The 16979-nt window shown below is 71.2% G+C and carries 16 protein-coding genes; 13 read left to right on the forward strand and 3 right to left on the reverse strand.

Going from position 1 to position 16979, the window contains the following annotated elements; translation table 11 throughout:
* Window positions 1-68 precede the first annotated feature (68 nt).
* The 3 genes from CFW40_RS04385 (at window position 69) to CFW40_RS04395 (ending at window position 4004) form a co-directional block, all read left to right on the forward strand.
* On the forward strand, window positions 69-257 hold the full coding sequence (locus CFW40_RS04385; RefSeq protein WP_088796546.1) for a hypothetical protein: 189 nt from the start codon (window positions 69-71) through the stop codon (window positions 255-257).
* A gap of 189 nt (window positions 258-446) precedes the next feature.
* Window positions 447-2861 (forward strand): phosphoketolase, encoded by a 2415-nt coding sequence (locus CFW40_RS04390; protein ID WP_088796547.1) that lies wholly within the window; start codon window positions 447-449, stop codon window positions 2859-2861.
* A gap of 27 nt (window positions 2862-2888) precedes the next feature.
* Window positions 2889-4004 (forward strand): cation diffusion facilitator family transporter, encoded by a 1116-nt coding sequence (locus CFW40_RS04395; RefSeq protein ID WP_088796548.1) that lies wholly within the window; start codon window positions 2889-2891, stop codon window positions 4002-4004.
* A 67-nt stretch (window positions 4005-4071) separates the two neighbouring features.
* On the opposite strand, the gene ligD is transcribed toward CFW40_RS04395, so the two are convergent.
* On the reverse strand, window positions 4072-5034 hold the full coding sequence (gene ligD, locus CFW40_RS04400; protein WP_088796549.1) for a non-homologous end-joining DNA ligase: 963 nt from the start codon (window positions 5032-5034) through the stop codon (window positions 4072-4074).
* A gap of 626 nt (window positions 5035-5660) precedes the next feature.
* On the opposite strand from ligD, the gene CFW40_RS04405 reads away from it, so the two are divergent.
* From CFW40_RS04405 to CFW40_RS04425, 5 genes are all read left to right on the forward strand, one after another.
* Window positions 5661-6500 carry a hypothetical protein gene (locus tag CFW40_RS04405; RefSeq protein ID WP_088796550.1) on the forward strand — a complete coding sequence of 280 codons (840 nt, stop codon included), beginning with the start codon at window positions 5661-5663 and terminating at the stop codon, window positions 6498-6500.
* 98 nt (window positions 6501-6598) lie between these two features.
* The gene (locus CFW40_RS04410; RefSeq protein WP_088796551.1) at window positions 6599-7000 is read left to right on the forward strand and encodes a hypothetical protein; all 402 of its coding nucleotides are present in this window, start codon (window positions 6599-6601) and stop codon (window positions 6998-7000) included.
* Window positions 7001-7028: 28 nt separating this feature from the next.
* Window positions 7029-8420 carry a DUF2252 domain-containing protein gene (locus tag CFW40_RS04415; protein ID WP_088796552.1) on the forward strand — a complete coding sequence of 464 codons (1392 nt, stop codon included), beginning with the start codon at window positions 7029-7031 and terminating at the stop codon, window positions 8418-8420.
* Between the two features lie 214 nt (window positions 8421-8634).
* Complete coding sequence (locus CFW40_RS04420; protein WP_088801902.1) at window positions 8635-9663, forward strand: Ku protein; 1029 nt, start codon at window positions 8635-8637, stop codon at window positions 9661-9663.
* 119 nt (window positions 9664-9782) lie between these two features.
* Entirely contained in the window at window positions 9783-10010 is a 228-nt protein-coding gene (locus tag CFW40_RS04425; RefSeq protein WP_088796553.1) for a DUF6458 family protein, read from the forward strand.
* A 97-nt stretch (window positions 10011-10107) separates the two neighbouring features.
* Here the strand turns inward: CFW40_RS04425 and CFW40_RS04430 are convergent, their stop codons facing one another.
* The gene (locus CFW40_RS04430; RefSeq protein ID WP_256331604.1) at window positions 10108-11628 is read right to left on the reverse strand and encodes an alpha/beta hydrolase; all 1521 of its coding nucleotides are present in this window, start codon (window positions 11626-11628) and stop codon (window positions 10108-10110) included.
* A gap of 353 nt (window positions 11629-11981) precedes the next feature.
* On the opposite strand from CFW40_RS04430, the gene CFW40_RS36025 reads away from it, so the two are divergent.
* The 5 genes from CFW40_RS36025 to CFW40_RS04455 all read left to right on the forward strand — a co-directional run bounded on the left by CFW40_RS36025 (window position 11982) and on the right by CFW40_RS04455 (window position 16688).
* Window positions 11982-13001: a histone H1-like repetitive region-containing protein gene (locus CFW40_RS36025; RefSeq protein WP_107446757.1), complete on the forward strand. Its 1020-nt coding sequence runs from the start codon at window positions 11982-11984 to the stop codon at window positions 12999-13001.
* 6 nt (window positions 13002-13007) lie between these two features.
* Entirely contained in the window at window positions 13008-14009 is a 1002-nt protein-coding gene (locus CFW40_RS04440; protein WP_088796555.1) for an SRPBCC family protein, read from the forward strand.
* Window positions 14006-14950: a Rieske (2Fe-2S) protein gene (locus CFW40_RS04445; RefSeq protein ID WP_088796556.1), complete on the forward strand. Its 945-nt coding sequence runs from the start codon at window positions 14006-14008 to the stop codon at window positions 14948-14950. The genes CFW40_RS04440 and CFW40_RS04445 overlap by 4 nt, the downstream gene beginning before the upstream one ends.
* 29 nt (window positions 14951-14979) lie before the next feature.
* Complete coding sequence (locus tag CFW40_RS04450; protein WP_088796557.1) at window positions 14980-15948, forward strand: SDR family oxidoreductase; 969 nt, start codon at window positions 14980-14982, stop codon at window positions 15946-15948.
* Window positions 15949-16151: 203 nt separating this feature from the next.
* A complete protein-coding gene (locus CFW40_RS04455; RefSeq protein ID WP_088801903.1) occupies window positions 16152-16688 on the forward strand; it encodes a Dps family protein in 537 nt (178 codons plus the stop codon).
* 110 nt (window positions 16689-16798) lie between these two features.
* Here the strand turns inward: CFW40_RS04455 and CFW40_RS04460 are convergent, their stop codons facing one another.
* Entirely contained in the window at window positions 16799-16972 is a 174-nt protein-coding gene (locus CFW40_RS04460) for a CsbD family protein (protein WP_088796558.1), read from the reverse strand.
* Window positions 16973-16979 lie beyond the last annotated feature (7 nt).

Here is a 16979-nt window from a genome sequence, read left to right on the forward strand (position 1 = left end):
CGCCGACGGACTTCCTGAACGGGCCGACCACGGGCATCGGACGGAGGATGGGGACGAAGGAGAGCGACATGACCCTGACGACCGTCCATGCCATGACCAGCGAACCGCCGCCCAGGGGCCCCGAGCCGGTGCCGAGCGATCCGCACCCGGTGCCCCACGAGCCGGGTCCCGCCGAGCCGGACCCGGAGGAGCCCGGCCCCGGCGAGCCGCCCGGCGCGGAACCGGGCGAGCACCCGGCCCCCGAGCCGCCCGACTGAACGGCACACCCCCACTCGCCCGCCCTGTCCTCCCCCGGCACGGTGCATCGCAGGGTGCATGTCGGGTACACGGAGGGGGCTGGCCGGCTGGGCGATCCGGTCCTCGTCACCGGGCCCGGGGCCGGGCTGCCGCCCGCACTGCGCACGCGGTGAACACCCGATGCACGCGACCGTGACAGGGAGATGAGCATGCACGGTACGGAGAACTCGGCAGGGCCGGGGACGAGCGGGGAACCGCCCGCACCGGGGCCCCTCGACGCCGCCGAGCTGCACCGTCTCGACGCCCACTGGCGGGCCGCCAACTATCTGTCCGCCGGACAGATCTATCTGATGGCCAATCCGCTGCTGACCGCCCCGCTGCGGCCCGAGCACATCAAACCGCGGCTGCTGGGCCACTGGGGCACCTCGCCCGGCCTGAACCTGGTGCACACCCACCTCAACCGCGTCATCAAGGCCCGTGAGCTGGACGCCCTGTGCGTGTGGGGGCCGGGGCACGGCGGTCCGGCCGTGGTGGCCAACTCCTGGCTGGACGGCACGTACTCCGAGACCTACCCCGATGTCACCCGGGACGGCGAGGGGATGGCCCGGCTCTTCCGGCAGTTCTCGTTCCCCGGCGGGGTGCCGAGCCATGTCGCCCCGGAGACTCCGGGATCGATCCATGAGGGCGGCGAGCTGGGCTACTCCCTCACCCATGCCTACGGCGCCGCGTTCGACAACCCGGAGCTGTTCGTCGCCTGTGTGGTCGGTGACGGCGAGGCGGAGACGGGGCCGCTCGCGGCGTCCTGGCACGCCACGAAGTTCCTGGACCCGGTGCACGACGGCGCGGTGCTGCCCGTGCTGCACCTCAACGGCTACAAGATCGCCAACCCGACGGTGCTCGCCCGGATCCCGCGGGACGAGCTGGACGCCCTGCTGCGCGGCTACGGTCACGAGCCGATCCACGTCGCCGGCGACGACCCGGCGACGGTCCATCAGGCGCTGGCCACCGCCATGGACGGCGCACTGGACCGGATCGCCGTCATCCAGCGCCGGGCCCGCACCGAAGGCGTGACGGAGCGCCCCCGCTGGCCCATGATCGTGCTCCGTACGCCCAAGGGCTGGACCGGTCCGCACGAGGTCGACGGGCAGCCGGTCGAAGGGACCTGGCGCGCCCACCAGGTACCGCTGCCCGGCGTACGCGACAACGCGGGGCATCTGCGGCAGCTGGAGGAGTGGCTGCGTTCGTACCGCCCGCGGGAGCTGTTCGACGACGAGGGCCGGCCGCGGCCCGAGGTACTCGCCTGTGTGCCCGAGGGGTCGCGCCGGCTGGGCGCCTCACCGCATGCCAACGGCGGTCTGCTGCTGCGCGATCTGCCCGTCCCGCCGCTGGAGCGGTATGCGGTGGAGGTCGGCAAGCGCGGCAGCACACTGCACGAGCCGACCCGGGTGCTGGGCGGGCTGCTGGCAGCGGTCATGGAGGCCACCGCCGAGCGCCGCGACTTCCGTGTCGTGGGCCCCGACGAGACCGCGTCGAACCGCCTGGAAGCGCTCTACGACACCACCGGCAAGGCCTGGCAGGGCACCACACTCGACACCGACGAGCACCTTGCGCACGATGGCCGGGTCATGGAGGTGCTCTCCGAGCATCTGTGCCAGGGCTGGCTGGAGGGCTATCTGCTCACCGGCCGGCACGGGCTCTTCTCCAGCTACGAGGCGTTCGCGCACATCGTCGACTCCATGGTCAACCAGCACATCAAATGGCTGCGGACCGCGCGCCGGCTGCCCTGGCGGCGCCCCATCGCCTCCCTGAACTACCTGCTGACCTCCCACGTCTGGCGGCAGGACCACAACGGCTTCTCGCACCAGGACCCCGGCTTCGTCGACCACATCCTCAACAAGAGCCCGGAGGTGGTCCGGGTCTATCTGCCACCGGACGCCAACACCCTGCTCGCGGTGGCCGATCATGCGCTGCGCAGCCGCGACTACGTCAATGTGATCGTGGCCGGTAAACAGCCGGGCTTCGACTGGCTCAGCCTGGACGAGGCCCGCGCCCACTGCGCGCGCGGCGCCGGTGCCTGGGAATGGGCGGGCACCGAGGACGGCAATGGCGAGCCCGATGTGGTGCTGGCCTGTGCCGGGGACGTGCCCACGCAGGAGACCCTGGCGGCGGCCTCCCTGCTGCGCCGGCAGCTGCCGGGGCTGTCGGTGCGGGTGGTCAACGTCGTCGACATGGCCCGGCTGCTGCCGTCCGGAGAGCACCCGCACGGCATGCCCGACCCCGAGTACGACGCCCTGTTCACCCGCGACAAGCCGGTCATCTTCGCCTACCACGGCTACCCGTGGCTGATCCACCGGCTCTGCTACCGCCGCGTCGGCCATGCGAACCTGCACGTCCGCGGCTATCGGGAGGAGGGCACCACGACCACGCCCTTCGACATGGTCGTGCGCAACGATCTCGACCGGTACCGGCTGGTGATGGATGTGATCGACCGGGTCCCGGGCCTCGGGGTGCGCGCCGTCGCGCTGCGGCAGGCGATGGCGGACGTCCGTACCCGCCACCACGCCTGGATCCGGGAGCACGGCACCGATCTGCCGGAGGTCGCCGACTGGACCTGGGCGGACTGACGGCAACCGACGACGGGGAGGTCCCGCTTGTCCCGGCACGCTGAGAGCGCGCATCACTCCACCGGCCGACCGGACCAGGAGGAGGGCAAGGACCAGGAGGACGGCCGGACCGCGGTCACCGTTTTCGTGGCGCTCGGCGCCAATCTGGTGATCGCCCTCGCCAAGCTGCTCGGCGGGCTGTTCGCGGGCTCGCCCGCGCTGCTCTCCGAGGCCGCCCACTCGGTGGCCGACAGCCTCAACGAGATCTTTCTGCTGGCCTCACTCAAGCGCAGCACGCGCGCGCCCGACAGCAAACACCCCTTCGGCTACGGGAAGGAGCGGTACTTCTGGTCCCTGCTCGCCGCCGTCGGCATCTTCGTCATGGGCGGCTGTTTCTCCGTCTTCCAGGGCATCGAGGCACTGCGCTCGGGCAGCTCGGAGAGCCATACGGGGTATGTCGTCGGCCTCGTCGTGCTGGCGGTCGCGCTGGTCGCCGAGGGCTCCTCACTGGTCCGCGCCCTGCTGCAGGTGGCCGGACAAGCACGGCAGACCGGCCGGAGCATCCGGGAGGCGATCCGCTCGGCCGACGACCCCGCGTTGCGGACGGTGCTGGCCGAGGACTCGACGGCCTGTTTCGGCGTGGTGCTCGCCATGGCCGGCCTGGGACTGCACATGATCACCGGCGAGGTCCAGTGGGAGGCCTGGGCGTCCATGCTCATCGGTGCGCTGCTGGTGTTCGTCGCCTACCAGCTCGCGAAGGAATCACGCGGCCAGATCACCGGTGAGGCCGCCGACCCGGCCCTGCGCCGGGCCCTTTTGACGTTCCTGGCGCAGCAGCCGGAGATCGACACCGTGGCCACTTTGCTGTCGATGCGGCTGGGGACCCGGTCGACGCTGGTCGCGGCCCGTGTCGATCTCGTCGGCGGGCTGGACAGCGAGGAGGTCGAGGAGGTCCTGGTACGGCTGAAGAGAACCATCCGGGAGAAATGGCCGCTCGCCGACCAGGTCTTCCTGGACGTCACGGACGCCTCGTCGGGGGACCGGGAACGCGCCCGGCAGGAGCGGCGGCGGCTGGACCGGGCGGTGGACGGCGAGCCCCGGCAGGACGACGGGCCGGGGCAGGACAGCAGGTCCGGGCAGGACGGGGCGGCGCGGGAGAGGTGAGGCGTGCGGGGCCACCGCCGGGGCGCCGCCCGGCGCTCCGGCCCCGCTCACCATCCACCCCACCCCCTCACCGCAAGGCGTTCAGCCGCCTCCGTGCCGGATTCAGCGAACGCCCACGGGCCGGCACCCCGGACCACGGCCGCGACCCCGCCTGCTCCAGAACGCCGGCGACATCCCTCAACGACCAGCTCTGCGCCGTGAGTTGGGGGTCATCGAGCTGCTTCCGGCTGATCGGCGCGGCGACCGGGGCGCCCGGCCGGGGCCGCAGCGACCACGGGGCGACGGCCGTCTGCGCATAGGCATTGCGCTGCACATCGAGGTAGAGCCGGTCGCCGCGGGACTTCTTGCGTACGGCGGTGGTCAGGCGGTCCGGATGACGCTCTGCCAGCACCTGCGCCACCTCCTGGGCGAAGCCGCGTACCGCGTCGAAGTCACCGGTGCCGTCCAGCGGGACGGTGACATGCAGTCCCTTCGACCCGGTGGTCATCAGGAAGGACGGCAGGCCGAGCTCATCGAGCAGTGCGCAGAGCTGCCGGGCCGCCTCCCGTACGGCCTCGAAGTCCGGGCCGGGCGGGTCCAGGTCGAACACCAGCCGGTCCGGATGGCCGGGCCGGCCGGCTCGCGACAGCCAGCGGTGGAAGGTGAGACATGCCTGGTCGGCGAGGAAGAGGAGGGTCGCCTTGTCGTCGCAGACGGTATGGGTGACGCTGCCGCCCTCCTTGGCGACCCGCGCCCGCCGGATCCAGTCGGGGTAGTGGTCCGGGGTGTCCTTCTGCATGAACTGCGGGCCGCCCAGGCCCTCCGGAAGCCGCTCCAGCATCAGCGGACGCCCCCGCAGCTGCGGGAGCATCGATGCGGCCACCCGGCGGTAGTAGCCGACGACATCGGCCTTGGTCAGACCGTCGTCAGGGAACAGCACCTTGTCCGGCCGGTGGATCTCCACCGTGCGCCGGCCCGCACGCACCGTGTCCGTGTCCGCGGCCGTTTCCTTGGCCGGGTTCGCGCGCGTGCCGGAGTCCGTGGCGTTCATGCGGCGGGGTTACCCACTCCCGGCCGTCGTACGCTCGCGCGTCCGGGTGACGGGGTACGCGGCGCTGCGCCCGTTCGCTTCCCGCCTCGCCGAGCGCCCTCCGCCGTCGCAGAGTGGGGACGTAGGCCGGGCAGCCGGGACCGTGGGCAGCGCTTCGCATGGTCGCGGTCCGTGGGGAGCGCTTCGCACGAGCGCCGCTCGTGGGGACCGCTTCGCATGGTCGGCGCAGGACCGGCAAGGAGAGCAGCATGCCGCGCGGAGCGCGTGTGCGGCGCCCACCCGCCCGCCGAGGAGAGACGCGTGAGGAGCACATGACGGTGCGACAGCCACCAGGACCGCCAGGGCCCGCCCATCCGGATCCGGTACCGCCCACACCGGGCCCGGGGCCCGGACCGCCAGGACCCACCCCGGGCCCGGCGCCCGGCCCCGTCCCCGCCCCGGGGCCCGATCCGGTGCCCCCGCCGGTGCCGGAGCCCGAACCGGACCCGGTCCCGCCACACCCCGCGCCGCCGACACCGGGACCGGAGCCGGGCCCCGCGCCCGGTCCGGTTCCCGCCCCGGGCACCGGCACGAAGACCTGACGAGGCCCTACCGGCATTCCCGTACGGGATCGTTAGGCTCGGCAGGTGGGCCATTTTGAGGAGCGCGCCGAGGGTGCGGGACCGTTCACCACCCGGCTGACCTGGCGCCTCGCGGCAGGCGGCACCGCCATCTGGGAGTCGCGGGCGGCCCGCAAGCGCGGGACGCTCGCGGTGCGGCCCGCCGGGGCCACTCGCACCAGTGCGCGGCGCGCCGACGCCCCGGCACTGGTCCGGCTGCGCAGGCTCAACAGCATCGCCGCGGTCTCCTTCCTTCTCGGCGGGGCGCTGTTCGCCCTCGGTGCGGCACTCGCCCAGTTCAGCTCCGAGCGGCCGACCGTGACCGCCACGATCTACTTCGTCGGTGGCGTGTTCTTCACCCTCGGCGGCTATGCCTCACTCGTGCAGGCCATCAACGCACCGCGCCGGGAGAGTACGGCGGGAGCGCTGACCACGCACCGTTTCCGCTGGTGGAGCTACGAACCGGGCCGGATCGACTGGCTGACCACCTTCCTGCTGTTCGCCGGGACGCTGGTGTTCGGCATCAATCTGCTGGATTCGTTTCTGCAGGGGCTCACGGCCCAGCAGATGAACCGGCTGGTCTGGGCGCCCGACATGATCGGCTGCCTGCTGTTCCTGATTTCCGGGCAGCTGGCGGTCGTCGAGGGCTGCCATCGCCTGCTGTGCCTCCACCGGCGCAGCCTCGGCTGGTGGATCGTCGCGGTCAATCAGCTCGGCTCCGTGCTCTTCATGGTGTCCGCGGTGGCCGCATTCACCCGGCCGGAGACCGACAGCCTGGTCAGCGTCGGTGTCGCCAATTGGGGGACCCTCACGGGAGCGCTGTGCTTTGCGGTGGCCGGGGTGCTCCAGGCCTTCGAACATCCCTGACATGCGGCTGATCGGTACCTGTGTAAACGTGGTTTTGCTGTATCGACGGTCGGCAGGTCCGTTTCGGACGGCCAGGTTTCTCAAGTGAGGAGTGACCCATGGCCACGCAGAAGCAGAGCGTGAGCGGATGGACAGCGTTCGCCGCAGTACTGATGATCTTCGGTGGCGCCATGGCCTTCCTGGAGGGCATCTCCGCCATCGCGCAGGACCACCTCTTCGTCACCACGCGGAACTACGTGTTCTCCTTCAGCCTCACGGGCTGGGGCTGGATCCACCTCATCCTCGGCATCATCATCCTCCTCGCGGGTGTCGCACTGCTCGCCACCGGGGCGATGTGGGCGCGGGTGATCGGTGTCATCCTGGCGGGCCTCGGCGCGCTGGCGAACTTCCTGTGGATCCCCCACTACCCGTTCTGGGCCATCGTGCTGGTCGCCATCGACATCTTCATCATCTGGGCGCTGTGTACGGACAACCACCATCGCGCCGCGGCCGCCCGGTGACCTGAACCACCGGAATCCGGCCCCGGCCATGGCCTCCGTACCCACCCCGCAGGAACGCGCGGAACAGGGCAGGGCACTTCGCTCCGAAGTGCCCCGCTCGTGTCATGCGGAGTTCAGCCCCTCGGCTTCCCGTGCCGATCCGGTGGACATCATCGAACGGCAGTCGGCCCTGCGGGTACCGGAGTTGGTGCCCCTGCGCTACGGGCGGATGCTGGAGTCGCCCTTCCGCTTCTACCGCGGGGCCGCCGCCATCATGGCGGCGGACCTGGCCACGACGCCGTCCACGGGGCTGCGGACCCAGCTCTGCGGGGACGCCCATCTGCTGAATTTCCGGCTGCTGGCCTCCCCCGAACGCCATCTGATGTTCGACATCAACGACTTCGACGAGACCCTGCCCGGTCCGTGGGAGTGGGACGTCAAACGGCTGGCGGCCAGCTTCGCCATCGCGGGACGCGGGAACGGCTTCCCCGAGAAGGTACGGAATGGCATCGTCCGGGCCGCCGGCGCGTCCTACCGCGAACAGATGCGCCGCTACGCGGAGATGCGCACCCTGGAGGTCTGGTACGCCCATGCCGATATGGCCGAGGTGGAGGCCGAGGAAGCGCATGAGCTGCGCAGCAGAGGCCGGGCGGGGCTGGCCCGCGCCATCGCGGAGGCCCGTACGCACGACACCGTGCAGGCGTATCGCAAGCTGACCCGGAGGAGCGGCGGCCAGGTGCGGTTCGCCGCCGACCCGCCGCTGATCGTGCCGCTGGCCGATCTGCTGCCGGATGTCGAACGCGACCAGCTGACGGACCAGATCCGCGGGCTGGTCCAGGACTACGGCCGCACGCTGCGTTCGGATCACCGGCGGCTGCTGGAGCAGTACCGGGTCGTCGACGTGGCGCGCAAGGTCGTCGGTGTCGGCAGTGTGGGCACCCGTTGCTGGATCGTGCTGCTGCTCGGCAAGGACACGGACGACCCGCTGCTGCTGCAGGCCAAGGAGGCCGACGATTCCGTGCTCGCCGCCTACGCCGGGCCGAGCCTCTACCCCCATCAGGGCGAACGCGTGGCGGCCGGCCAGCGGCTGATGCAGGCCGCCGGCGACATCTTCCTCGGCTGGGCGCGGACCACCGGCATCGACGGGCGCCCACGCGACTTCTACGTACGCCAGTTGCGTGACTGGAAGGGCATCATGCCGACGGATGCGATGGTGCCGACGGGTATGCGGCGGTTCGCCGTACGCTGCGGGGCCACCCTGGCCCGCGCGCACGCCAGGTCCGGCGACCGGATCGCGATCGGTGCCTATCTCGGCAGCGGCACGGTCTTCGAGGAGGCGCTGGCGCGGTTCGCGGAGCGCTACGCGGACCGCAACGAACTCGATCACCAGGCGCTCGGGGAGGCGGTCCACAGCGGGCGGGTCGCGGCCGCGTCCTCCTGAGCGGGCGGGAGGCAGCCGGGCGCGGAGGGGCCGGGCAGCGGGAGGTATCCGGCGCCGGGAGGTATCCGGCGACGGAAGCTGTCCGAGCACACCGCCGGGGGCCGGGGCACGGGACGGGCCGCCGCCGGATGGATGCATCCGGATGTGCCTGGGATGTACCCTTCGTCCGCCCCGCCTAGCATGGTGCCGAATGGCTCCGATGAAGGCGGCCCTCATGCGCCCCACGGCGAAGTTCTCCATCAGCTTCGGCCTGGTCACGATCCCGGTCGCCGCGTACAACGCCACGGACAGCTCCACGTCGGTCAGCTTTGTGCGCATCCATACGGCGGACGGCGGCCGGGTGCGCAATCAGCCCGTCTGCTCGCTGGAAGGCGTCGAGATCACCCCGGACGAGATCGGCCGGGGCTACAAGCCCGAGGGCGGCGACACCGTCGTACCGCTGAGCGACGACGATCTGGACGCACTGCCGCTGCCGACCGCGAAGACGCTGACGATCCTGGCCTTCGTCGCCGGCGGTGACATCGACCCGCTGCAGATGGGCAAGGGGTACTACCTGGGGATCGACAGCCCCGCCGCGGCCAAGCCCTACGCCCTGCTGCGCGAGGCGATGGAGCGGCATCAGCGCGTCGGGCTCGGCAAGATCGCCCTGCACGGGCGGGAGACGCTGGCCATGATCCGCCCGGTGGAGGGTGCGCTGGTCATGCAGGTGCTGCTGTGGCCGCACCAGATCCGCTCGCTGGACGGGGTGCTGCCCGAGCGGCAGACGGAGGTCGCCCCGGCCGAGGTGGCGGCCGCCGAGACGCTGATGGATTCCTTCGGCGAGTTGTCGGAGGACGACGTGCACGATCACTACCGTGAAGCGCTCGAAGAGATCGTGGCGGCGAAGCTGGCGCATCGCGAGCCGGAGTTCCCGGCCGGCGAGGAGCAGCCGACCGGGCAGGTGATGGACCTGATGGCGGCCCTCCAGGACAGCGTCCGCGCGGCCAGGAGGTCCCGAGGCGAGGACGAGGACGAGGGTGCCGGGGGCTCGTCGGGCGGACGCGCCGGTTCGGGCCGCACCACGAAGAAGAGCACGACGAAAAAGGCAGCGGCGCAGAAGACGGCGGCGAAGAAGACGGCGGCGAAGAAGTCCGCCGCCACCAAGACCGCGGCGACCAAGACCGCCGCGACCAAGAAGACCCCTACCAAGAAGGCGGCCCCGGCGAAGAAGAGCGCGAGCGGGGGCGGGCGGCGGGCCGGCTGAGCCCCGCTCCCGGAGCGGACCACCGCCGCCCCGCCCCGCAGCGCACATAAGGCAACCGCCCCGGGGTACGCGCTCCCTCAACAGGCCTTACCGGCCGGACAGTTAGGGAGGCTGACGCCATGGGTATCGGCGGGTGCATCGGTCTGCTCGCGGTGGGGGCCATCCTCACGTTCGCGGTGGACTGGCACATAGCGGGAATCAACGTCGACCTGGTGGGGATCATCATGATGATCGTCGGCATCATCGGCATCGCCACGTATGTGAGCATCCTGAAGCGGCGGCGTACCCAGCCGCCGTCCCCCGGCGCGCCCGTCGTCGACGTCGAGGACAACCGCTACTACAGGTAGCCGGGACGGAGGGTCGCTTCACCGCCGCCGGTACGGTCCGTCACCGGTACAGACCGGCACGGCCCTTCACCGGGACGGCTCTTCACCGGTACGGCCCTCAGCCGCAGGAGATCTTCCCCTTCGGCAGCGTGCCGTCCAGCAGGAAGTCGTCCACATGGCGTTGCACGCAGGGGTCGCCGGTGGTGTAGGCGGCGTGCCCCTCCCCGCGGAAGGTCAGCACGGTGCTGGAATTGCCCAGCTCACGGGCCATGTTGAAGGCACCCTGGTAGGGGGTCGCCGGATCGTTGGTGGTCGCGACGAGCAGAATCGGCGGCGCATCGGGCGCCGCGACGTCCCGGGAGGCGTCGTCGCCCGCAACGGGCCAGGAGTAGCAGTCCAGCAGGGTCGGGGCGATGTCCGGGCCGAAGAGCGGGGAGGCCTTGGTGAGTTCGCGCTCCGCCCGGGGGTAATCGCGCTCACCGTAGCGTTCCGTGGTGTCCCGGCAGGAGATCGCCCGCAGGGCCAGCTGATCCTGTGACGGCAGGTCGTCCTGGCCGACCCGCCGTGCCGGGACGCCGGGGGCACGGGCGGCGCTGCTGCCCCCCGCGTCACTCAGGCGGAGGATCCCCGAGGCGTCTCCGGTCCGCAGCTGCGACAGGGCCTGCCGCAGCGCCGGCCAGTCGCTCCTGCTGTACAGGGCCTCACGCAAGGCGTACACATAGGTGGTCTCATCCACCGTCTCCCCCTTCGCCTTCATCGGCTGCTCGCCCAACTCCCGGTACCAAGCGCGCAGTTGATCCTGCGCCTTGTGCTCATCGGTGCCCAGCGCGCAGTCCGGCCGGTGGACGCAGTCGGCGGCGAAGTCGTCCAGCGCCCGCTGGAACCCCCGGGCCTGGGACAGCGCGGTCTGCCACTGGTTCTTGGTCGGGTCCTCGACGCTGTCCAGGACCATCCGGCCGACCTTGTGCGGGAACTCGTGGGCGTAGACCGCCCCGAGCCTGGTGCCGTACGAGAACCCCAGGTAGTTGAGCTTGTCGTCGTGGACCGCGGCGCGCAGGACGTCCATGTCCCGGGCGACATCAGGGGTGCCGACCCACCGCAGCAGCCCACCGGAGTAGCGGCCGCAGGCGTCGTTGATGCGCTTCTCCTTCGCGGCAAGGCTGTCGTCGGCGCCCTTGCCGGGTGGCGCGAGCTTGCTGCCGCAGGAGACCGGGTCGGTATGGCGGGTGCCGCGCGGATCGAAGCTCACGAGGTCGTAGCGCTGCCCCAGCCGGGCGAAGGCGCTCCCGCTGTCGGTCAGGTAGTTGACGCCGGAAGCACCCGGTCCGCCGGGGTTGAGCACCAGGGAGCCGATCCGTTTGCCGGGCCCGGTCGCCTTCAGCCGGATCAGCTGGACCTGCATCGTGTGCTGTCCGGGGTTGCGGTAGTCCTGTGGGACCCTCAGCCGGGCGCACTCCAGCCGCTTGCGGAAGCCGGGTGGCTGACCGGTGCCGTCACTCCGCGCACCGTGCTGCAGATCCTTGCCGCAGGGCGCCCAGGACAGTTTCTGCTGGTAGAAGGACGTCAAGTCCGGATCATCGGCTGCCGCGGCGGCCGGGGTTCCCGCGAACCCGGCGAGCAGCGCCGCCAACGCGGCCACCGCCGACAGGCGCACCGACGCCCGGCGCCGGCGAACACACCGCGCTCCCCCTACTCCCATACAAGACGGCGCACGGCGTGTTCCCCGCATAGTCCGAGCGTAGGTCGGTTGCCCGGCGCCCGCACACCTGCCGTGACGCCGCCGCCGCTGTGCGCCGTGCCCCCGTACGCCTCGCCACGCAGCAGGACCGGACGCCTCCTCAGGGTGACCGCACGGAGCCTTTCGGACCGTTCGAGATGCGCCGGTGCGGACACCGATCACTCTGGAGACAGGGGCAGAACCGTGCCGCACCGTGGCGGCGGCCCTTGCACGAACGCCGATCCGCCGCAAGTCCGGGAGAGGGTGTCGCACCCATGAATGACACGTCCAAGGTCCTGCTGGCCGCCGCACTTGCCGGCGGTTATGTGCTGGGCCGTACGAAGAAGGGCCGGTTCGCGCTCACCGTGGCGTCCTATATCGCCGGACGCCAATTCGGGCTTGAACCACGCCAGCTCGTGGTCCAGGGGATGCGCAAGCTCGGCGAGATCCCCCAGGTCGCGGAGCTGGGTGACCAACTGCGCGGGGAAGTGATGGACGCCGGCCGGAAGGCCTTGACGACGGCCGCCAACCGCCGCCTGACGACGCTCGCCGACACTCTCCACGAACGGTCTCTCCAGCTCGATGGCATCGGGCTGGAGCCGGAGGAGGAAGAGGAGGAGGGGGACGAGGGGGAGGACGCGTACGACGAGGAAGAAGAGGGCGAGGAGCCCGAAGGCGAGTACGAGGAGGACGAGCACGAGGAAGAGGAGGAGCCGGAGGAGGAGCCGGAGGAGGAGTACGAGGGCGAGGAAGAAGAGGAGGAAGAGGAGGAAGAGGAGGAAGAGGAGCCGGAGGAAGAGCCCGAGGAGCGGCCGGCCCGGCGCACCCCGCGGGCCGCCGCGAAGCCGGAGCCCCGGAAGCGTGCGTCGGAGGCGAAACGGGGCGCCCCGGCGAAGAAGGGCGCACAGCGGCCGCCGGCCAAGAAGTCCGCCGGGAAGACCGCGGCCAAGAAGACGGCCGCGACGAAGGCTGCCGCGGGACGGACGGCCGCCAAGAAGACGGCACCCGCGAAAAAGACCGCCGCGAAGAAAACGGCGGCCAAGAAGACGGCAGCCAAGAAGACGGCGGCGAAGAAGACCGCCGGGAAGGCCCCGGCCAAGAAGACGGCTCCGGCGAAGAAGGCCGCGGCACAGAAGACCGCGGCGAAGAAGACGGCAGCCAAGAAGACCGCCGCGAAGAAAGCGGCGCCCGCCAAGAAAGCCACTGCGAAGAAGACTGCCGCAGGAAAGAAGGCAGCCCCCGCTGCGAAGAAGACCGCCAAGAAGACATCATCGCGCACCGAGCGCCGGAGGTAACCGGTCATGGCCAAGACGGGACGGGACAACGCGGACTCGGGAATCGATCGACTGCGCAGTGAACTCGGCGACTACGCCACGAAATGGGTGGGGAATCTGGCCGAGCGGGCCGGCGACAAATTGATGGATGTGACGGACCAGCTCACCGATGTCGCCGAGAACGGCGGATCGCTGTCCAAGATCGCGGGCAATCTCCTCGGCGGCGACTCCCCCGTCAAAGCCGCCATGAAGGGGACCGCGGCGAACGTCAAGGACACCGTGGTGGACAAGGCCAAGGGCCTCTTCGGCAGCAAGAAACGCAAATCGGGGGACAAGAAGGTCACCAATATCATCGAAGTCCTGGATATCGGGGTGCCCCTGCGCTTCGCCTACGACCACTGGACGCAGTACGAGAAGTTCAGCGGCTTCACCAAGGGTGTCCGCAATGTGTCGCTGCACGACGAGACGACCAGTGACTGGAAGGCCAAGGTCGCCTTCTCGACCCGGGGCTGGAAAGCGACGGTCCAGGAGCAGGTGCCCGACGAACGCATCATCTGGACCTCGGAGGGCGCCAAGGGATCGACCCGGGGTGCCGTCAGTTTTCACGAACTGGGGCCCAACCTGACCCGCATTGTGCTGGTCGTCGAGTACTACGCCTCCGGATTCTTCGAGAAGACCGCGAACATCTGGCGGGCCCAGGGACGCCGGCTGCGCCTGGACTTCAAGCACTTCCAGCGCTACGTCACCCTTACCGACGAGGAGCCCGAGGGCTGGCGCGGGGAAATCCGCGACGGCGAGGTCGTTCGGAGCCATGAAGAGGCCATCGAGGAAGAAGAGGCCGAGGGCGAAGAGACCGAAGACGAAGAGGCCGAGGGCTACGAGGACGAGGACGGCGAGGAGGAGTACGAGGACGAGGAGGCCGAAGGCGAAGAGGGCGACGAGGAGGAAGAGGAAGAGCCCGACGAGGAGTACGAGGACGAGGACAACCTCGACGAGGAGGAGGAAGACGAAGGGGAGGAAGAGGAATGAGAGCGGCGTCCTTCACGGCTCTCGCGGCGGGCGGCGCCACCGCAACAGGGGCCGCGGCAACCGGGGCCGCCGCCCGGGCCGCGGAAACCTGTGTGGCGTCCCTGGACGCACTGGGCCGCCTGGAGAAGCTGGATGCGCTGACCGGCCCGTTGCGGCGGGTGGTGCGCGGCCTGCCCCTGGGCCGCTGCCGCGATGTGCTGCACGGCCTGCCGATCGGCCATCCGCTGCATCCCGCCCTGGTACAGGTACCCCTGGGCGCCTGGCTGTCCGCCGCGGTGCTGGACGCCGTCCCGGGGACCCGGCGCGGTGCCCGCCTCCTGGTGGGGGTGGGCATCCTTGCGGCCGTACCGGCGGCGTGGGCCGGCTGGGTGGACTGGGCCGAGCAGCACGAGGACCAGATGCGCACGGGACTGGTGCACGCGGCGTCGATCGCCGTGGCCGTCGGGCTGTACGCGCGGTCCTGGGTGCATCGCGGCCGCGGCCACACGGTACGGGGCAAGGTGCTCGGGTTCGCGGGGCTGTGCGCGGCCGGGACCGGCGGCATGCTCGGCGGGCACCTCGCCTACCGGCAGGCCGCGGGTGCCAACAAGGCGCAGCCGGTGCCGCATCTGCTGGACGAGGGCTGGCACCCGATCGGCAGGGTCGAGGACTTCCCGGTCGGCGAGGCGGTGCGCCGGGAGCTGGGCGAGGTCCCGTTGCTGGTGGTCCGCCTGGCGGGCGGGCACATCCATGTCCTCGCCGGACGGTGCAGCCACCTCTCGGGGCCCCTCACACAGGGCACGGTCACCGAGGGCTGCGTGGTGTGCCCGTGGCACGGCAGCACCTTCCGGCTGTCGGACGGCGCCAATGTCCGTGGCCCGGCCACCGCTCCCCAGCCGTCCTTCCAGGTGAGCGTGGACGGGGAGGGCACCGTCCGGGTACGGCTGCCCGGCGCGGGCTGAGTTGGCCGGCCCCAAGGGAAGGAATCGTCATGCGTGTGCTTCCGGCCGCTCCCTCGATCGAAGGGCTCACCGCCGTCGTCACCGGCGGCTCGCGGGGGCTCGGGCTGCTCCTGGCCCGCCAACTGCTGCGGCGCGGCTGTGATGTCGTGCTGCTGGCCCGGGACGAGGCCGAACTCGGCCGGGCCGTCGGCAGACTGGCCCAGTGGCGCGGCGGCACGGTGCACGGGGTGGTGTGCGATGTGCGGGACCGGGCCGCGCTGCAGGACCGCCTCGCGGAGATCGCCAGGGCCCACGACGGGCTGGACATCGTCATCGCCAACGCCGGCATCATCCAGGTCGGTCCGGCCGACGCGCTCGGCCCCGACGGGTTCCGGGAGGCGATGGACTCCGTCTTTCACGGCGCCCTGAACACCGCCCTCGCCGCGCTCCCCCACCTCCGGCGCAGCCCGGCCGGCGGCCGGCTGGCACTCATCGGGTCCGTCGGGGGGCTGCTGGCGGTGCCGCATCTGCTGCCGTACTCCTGCGCCAAGTCGGCGGTGGCCGCGCTGGCCGAGGGGCTGCACGCCGAGGAGGGCGCGCACGGCGTCACGGTGACCGCGGTCCACCCCGGCCTGATGCGCACCGGGTCGCACCTCCATGCCCTCTTCGGCGGGGACCGGCGCCGGGAGTACGCCTGGTTCTCGGCGCTGGCCGGGGCCCCGGTGCTGTCCATGAACGCCGAACGGGCCGCCGAACGCATCGTGCGCGCGCTGCAACGGCGGCGTCCCCGCATCGTGCTGACACCGGCCGCCAGGCTCGGTGCCAGGGCACACGGGCTGGCGCCGGTGACCACCACCCGGCTGGTGTCGGCCGTCGCCCGGGTGCTGCCCCGCGACGGCGCCCGCGGCACCGTCGACGGCCGGGCGGTCGCGGCCGGGGAGCAGCCGCCGGCCCGGCGGTTGCGCAGTGTGCTCGGCGCCCTCAACGAACGGGCGGCCGACCGCTACAACCAGCGCTGACCGCGTCCGGTGCGGCCGCGCGGTCCGGGGCCCGCCCGCGGAGGCAGAGGCGGGCACGGGGGAAAGGGAAATCCCGGGGCGGGCGCGTGTTTTCGGGCGGAGTTGCCGGGCACGCGGATTTTCACCACAGGAAGACCCCACCTGTGGTGAAAGGAGACTTCACCGTGGCAGCGAGCAATTCCCCCGAGTACACCGTTCCCGGCATGACCGAAGCTGAAGGCGGAGAGGTCATCGGGCGGCTGCGGCTCCGCCTGCATGCGCTCAACGACCTGGCACTCACCCTCAAGCATGTGCACTGGAATGTCGTGGGGCCGCATTTCATCGCCGTCCACGAAATGCTCGATCCGCAGGTCGAGGCCGTCCGTTCGATGGTCGACGCCACCGCGGAACGCATCGCCACGCTCGGCGGCTCCCCGACGGGTACGCCGGGCGCCCTGACCGCCGAGCGGACCTGGGAGGACTACTCCGTCGGACGGGCGCAGGCGATCGAGCACCTGGGCGCGCTGGACGTCGTCTACTCGGGGATCATCAAGGACCATCGCGAGGCGGTGGCCGCCACCGAGAAGACGGATCCGGTGACGCAGGACCTGCTGATCGAGCATCTGCGGTCGCTGGAGCTGTTCCAGTGGTTCGTCCGGGCACACCTGGAGAGCGCCGGCGGCAAGCTGAGCACCGGCGCCGCCGACGGGGAGTTCGCGGCCGGCCGCGCGGCCGTCGACCAGGCGCGGCGCCAGCCCTGAGCCGCACCGGGGCGGGCCCCGGCAGCCGCGCCGGTCACCGGGCCCGGCCCCGCCGTTGCCCAAGGTGTGACGGCGGGGCCGGGCCGTCAGGGCGTGCACCAGGGCCTGCCTCAGCGCTTGAAGGTGTCCCTCCTCTTTTCCACTGCCTGCCGCATTTTCCCCATGGCCTGTTCCGTTCTCCCTCTCCGCTGCAGGCTTTTGTTGCCGAGGGCCTTTCCGGTCGTTTCCTTGGCCTTTCCCTCGACGATATGGCCGATGTTCCTGGCCTTCTTTCCCATACCCATGGTGTAC

Origin of the sequence: Streptomyces sp. 2114.4, assembly GCF_900187385.1 — a bacterium.
Classification (GTDB): domain Bacteria; phylum Actinomycetota; class Actinomycetes; order Streptomycetales; family Streptomycetaceae; genus Streptomyces; species Streptomyces mooreae.

Coding starts and splice junctions, on each gene's coding strand:
- CFW40_RS04445 (WP_088796556.1), top strand. CDS start 14,006: ATGAGAGCGGCGTCCTTCACGGCTCTCGCGGCGGGCGGCGCCACCGCA.
- CFW40_RS04460 (WP_088796558.1), bottom strand. CDS start 16,972: ATGGGTATGGGAAAGAAGGCCAGGAACATCGGCCATATCGTCGAGGGA.
- CFW40_RS36025 (WP_107446757.1), top strand. CDS start 11,982: ATGAATGACACGTCCAAGGTCCTGCTGGCCGCCGCACTTGCCGGCGGT.
- CFW40_RS04390 (WP_088796547.1), top strand. CDS start 447: ATGCACGGTACGGAGAACTCGGCAGGGCCGGGGACGAGCGGGGAACCG.
- CFW40_RS04410 (WP_088796551.1), top strand. CDS start 6,599: ATGGCCACGCAGAAGCAGAGCGTGAGCGGATGGACAGCGTTCGCCGCA.
- CFW40_RS04415 (WP_088796552.1), top strand. CDS start 7,029: ATGGCCTCCGTACCCACCCCGCAGGAACGCGCGGAACAGGGCAGGGCA.
- ligD (WP_088796549.1), bottom strand. CDS start 5,034: ATGAACGCCACGGACTCCGGCACGCGCGCGAACCCGGCCAAGGAAACG.
- CFW40_RS04385 (WP_088796546.1), top strand. CDS start 69: ATGACCCTGACGACCGTCCATGCCATGACCAGCGAACCGCCGCCCAGG.
- CFW40_RS04450 (WP_088796557.1), top strand. CDS start 14,980: ATGCGTGTGCTTCCGGCCGCTCCCTCGATCGAAGGGCTCACCGCCGTC.
- CFW40_RS04455 (WP_088801903.1), top strand. CDS start 16,152: ATGACCGAAGCTGAAGGCGGAGAGGTCATCGGGCGGCTGCGGCTCCGC.
- CFW40_RS04425 (WP_088796553.1), top strand. CDS start 9,783: ATGGGTATCGGCGGGTGCATCGGTCTGCTCGCGGTGGGGGCCATCCTC.
- CFW40_RS04440 (WP_088796555.1), top strand. CDS start 13,008: ATGGCCAAGACGGGACGGGACAACGCGGACTCGGGAATCGATCGACTG.
- CFW40_RS04420 (WP_088801902.1), top strand. CDS start 8,635: ATGCGCCCCACGGCGAAGTTCTCCATCAGCTTCGGCCTGGTCACGATC.